The sequence below is a fragment of the uncultured Murdochiella sp. genome (genome assembly GCF_902488755.1).
In the GTDB taxonomy this organism is placed as follows: domain Bacteria; phylum Bacillota; class Clostridia; order Tissierellales; family Peptoniphilaceae; genus Murdochiella.
In genome coordinates, this window is the sequence record NZ_CABTXF010000076.1 from 1 (window position 1) to 2,365 (window position 2,365).

A 2,365-nucleotide genomic window follows, 5' to 3' on the forward strand; every position below is an offset into this window, starting at 1 on the left:
CAAATGCGCTTTAAGCCCGAAATGACACGCTGATCATCCACATATTTCAGATCAATCGTGATCATTCCCTGCTTATTGTCTTCCACGACGTTAAATCCCTTAATGTATCCCTCGTCCAGAAGAATCTGCGCAAGGCTCTTCTTCATGTTAGACGCCGGTACTTCGACGGATTCGTGCTTTTTCATATTGCCATTGCGGATGCGTGTGAGCATATCCGCGATCGGATCTGTCATCATGTTTCTACCTCCTCCTCAGCTTACCAGCTGGCCTTTTTCACGCCGGGAATTTCCCCGCGATAAGCCAGTTCGCGGAAGCAGATGCGGCAAATACCGTACTTTTTGAGGACAGCGTGCGGACGTCCGCAGATGCTGCAGCGGGTATAGGCGCGCGTCGAAAACTTCGGTTTTCTCTGCTGTTTCGCAATCAATGATTTCTTTGCCATTTCTCCTCCTCTTACTTTGCGAACGGCATGCCCATGTGGCTGAGGAACGATTTGGCTTCCTCATCCGTCTGAGCGGATGTGACAATGATAATGTCCATACCGTGAATCGAATCCACATCGTCATAATTGATTTCCGGGAAGATGAGCTGTTCTTTTACGCCCATGGCATAATTGCCGCGCCCATCAAAAGACGTTGCGGAAACCCCGCGGAAATCGCGAACTCGCGGAAGCGCGATCGCAATCAACTTTTCGAGGAAATCATACATTTTCTTATGGCGAAGGGTGACTTTGGTCGCAATGGCTTGTCCTTCACGTAATTTGAAGTTCGCCACCGAGCGTTTCGCCTTAACAATTACCGGTTTTTGTCCCGTAATGACTTCCAGCTCGTGTGCAGCCGTTTCCAACACCTTCGGGTTGTCCTTGGCTTCTCCCATGGAGCAGTTGATAACAATTTTCTCCAGCTTCGGCACCTGCATGATGTTGTCGTAGGAGAACTCTTTCATCAAAGCGGGCACGACCTCGTTTTTATACAGAGTATATAAAGTATTATCCATGGTCGTCCCCCTTACTTATCAAAACGGGTGTCGCTTTTCGTGGAAACGCGAACTTTCTTCCCGTCTTTGATTTCTGTATGTGTGCGCACCCCGCGTTTTACTGCTTCATCATAAAGCAGAACATTCGAGGCATGGATAGGTCCTTCACGATGAATGAGTCCACCCGGCTCTTGCATGTTGCGTGGTTTTTTGTGCTTCACCTGCATATTGACGTCCTTAACGATGACCCGGTTCGCTTTCGGAAAAACCTGTAAAACCTCACCGACTTTTCCTTTATATTTGCCGGAGATCACCTGGACTTGATCACCTTTTTTAATGTGCATAGTCCACTCCTTACAGTACTTCCGGTGCGAGCGAAATAATCTTCATGTAGCCATTCTGTCTAAGCTCGCGCGTAACCGGTCCAAAAATACGTGTGCCGACAGGGTTTTTGTCGTCCTTGACGATGACCGCTGCGTTATCGTCGAAACGAATCACGCTGCCATCCGGACGCGATACACCGTCTTTGCTGCGCACAACAACGGCGGTGACGACATCACCTTTTTTCACCGTACCGCCCGGTGTCGCATTCTTCACAGAGCAGCGAATTTGATCGCCAATGCGTGCATATTTACGACCGGTGCTACCGATGACGTGAATGACCAGGAGTTCTTTTGCGCCGGAGTTATCGGCAACCTTCAAACGACTTTCGTTCTGTAACATTGAAGCCCCCTCTCTTATTTCGCTTCTTCGAGGATTTCAACGAGGCGATAGCGTTTCGTTTTCGACAACGGACGCGTCTGCATGACCAAAACGCGGTCGCCGATTTTCGCCTGATTATTCTCGTCATGAGCCTTGATGCGGATGGTACGCTTCATCATCTTATGATATTCGGGATGCTTGACCAACGTGGCAATCTCCACCACGATCGTCTTATCCATGCTGTTGGAGACAACAACGCCGATTTTCTGTGGACGTTTGGATGTACGATTCTCCATCGGTTAAGCCTCCTTTCTTGCCGCAAGGGCGCGTTCTTGCTGAATCGTGCGTACACGCGCGATGTCTTTTTTTACCGTTCCGATCGCATTGGGATTCTCCAGCTGACCGGCAGCATTCTGGAAGCGAAGGTTGAACAACTCCTGCTTCAGATCCTGCAGCTTCTGACTGAGATCCTGATCGGAGAGATTGCGAATTTCCGTAGCTTTCATTATTCTTCACCTTCCTGTCCCGCTTGTTCACGCACGACGAATTTGGTCTTCATCGGCAATTTCGCAGCAGCAAGACGCATCGCTTCTTTTGCTACATCATGGGGCACGCCCGCCATTTCAAACAGCACACGACCCGGTTTGACTACAGCAACCCAATATTCCGGAGCACCTTTACCGGAACC

General features: G+C 49.5%; 8 protein-coding genes. All 8 read right to left on the bottom strand.

Going from position 1 to position 2,365, the window contains the following annotated elements; translation table 11 throughout:
* Positions 1–236 (bottom strand): 30S ribosomal protein S8 (gene rpsH, locus RDL68_RS06225; RefSeq protein WP_308540812.1); only part of this gene is annotated, 236 nt, incomplete at its 3' end.
* Between the two features lie 20 nt (positions 237–256).
* On the bottom strand, positions 257–442 hold the full coding sequence (locus RDL68_RS06230; RefSeq protein ID WP_071705383.1) for a type Z 30S ribosomal protein S14: 186 nt from the start codon (positions 440–442) through the stop codon (positions 257–259).
* Between the two features lie 11 nt (positions 443–453).
* Positions 454–996 carry a 50S ribosomal protein L5 gene (gene rplE, locus RDL68_RS06235; protein ID WP_308540813.1) on the bottom strand — a complete coding sequence of 181 codons (543 nt, stop codon included), beginning with the start codon at positions 994–996 and terminating at the stop codon, positions 454–456.
* 11 nt (positions 997–1,007) lie between these two features.
* The gene (gene rplX, locus RDL68_RS06240) at positions 1,008–1,319 is read right to left on the bottom strand and encodes a 50S ribosomal protein L24 (protein ID WP_308540814.1); all 312 of its coding nucleotides are present in this window, start codon (positions 1,317–1,319) and stop codon (positions 1,008–1,010) included.
* A gap of 10 nt (positions 1,320–1,329) precedes the next feature.
* Positions 1,330–1,698: a 50S ribosomal protein L14 gene (gene rplN, locus RDL68_RS06245; RefSeq protein ID WP_308540815.1), complete on the bottom strand. Its 369-nt coding sequence runs from the start codon at positions 1,696–1,698 to the stop codon at positions 1,330–1,332.
* A gap of 14 nt (positions 1,699–1,712) precedes the next feature.
* On the bottom strand, positions 1,713–1,973 hold the full coding sequence (gene rpsQ, locus RDL68_RS06250) for a 30S ribosomal protein S17 (protein WP_308540817.1): 261 nt from the start codon (positions 1,971–1,973) through the stop codon (positions 1,713–1,715).
* A 3-nt stretch (positions 1,974–1,976) separates the two neighbouring features.
* Positions 1,977–2,183: a 50S ribosomal protein L29 gene (gene rpmC, locus RDL68_RS06255; RefSeq protein WP_308540818.1), complete on the bottom strand. Its 207-nt coding sequence runs from the start codon at positions 2,181–2,183 to the stop codon at positions 1,977–1,979.
* Positions 2,183–2,365, bottom strand: a 183-nt coding sequence (locus RDL68_RS06260) for a ribosomal protein L16 (RefSeq protein WP_308540819.1), incomplete at its 5' end; no start/stop codon positions are given. The genes rpmC and RDL68_RS06260, both read right to left, overlap by 1 nt.

Bases quoted from the DNA above. Each gene is read 5' to 3' on its own strand.
- RDL68_RS06230 (WP_071705383.1), bottom strand. From the start codon at position 442: ATGGCAAAGAAATCATTGATTGCGAAACAGCAGAGAAAACCGAAGTTT.
- rplE (WP_308540813.1), bottom strand. From the start codon at position 996: ATGGATAATACTTTATATACTCTGTATAAAAACGAGGTCGTGCCCGCT.
- rplX (WP_308540814.1), bottom strand. From the start codon at position 1,319: ATGCACATTAAAAAAGGTGATCAAGTCCAGGTGATCTCCGGCAAATAT.
- rplN (WP_308540815.1), bottom strand. From the start codon at position 1,698: ATGTTACAGAACGAAAGTCGTTTGAAGGTTGCCGATAACTCCGGCGCA.
- rpsQ (WP_308540817.1), bottom strand. From the start codon at position 1,973: ATGGAGAATCGTACATCCAAACGTCCACAGAAAATCGGCGTTGTTGTC.
- rpmC (WP_308540818.1), bottom strand. From the start codon at position 2,183: ATGAAAGCTACGGAAATTCGCAATCTCTCCGATCAGGATCTCAGTCAG.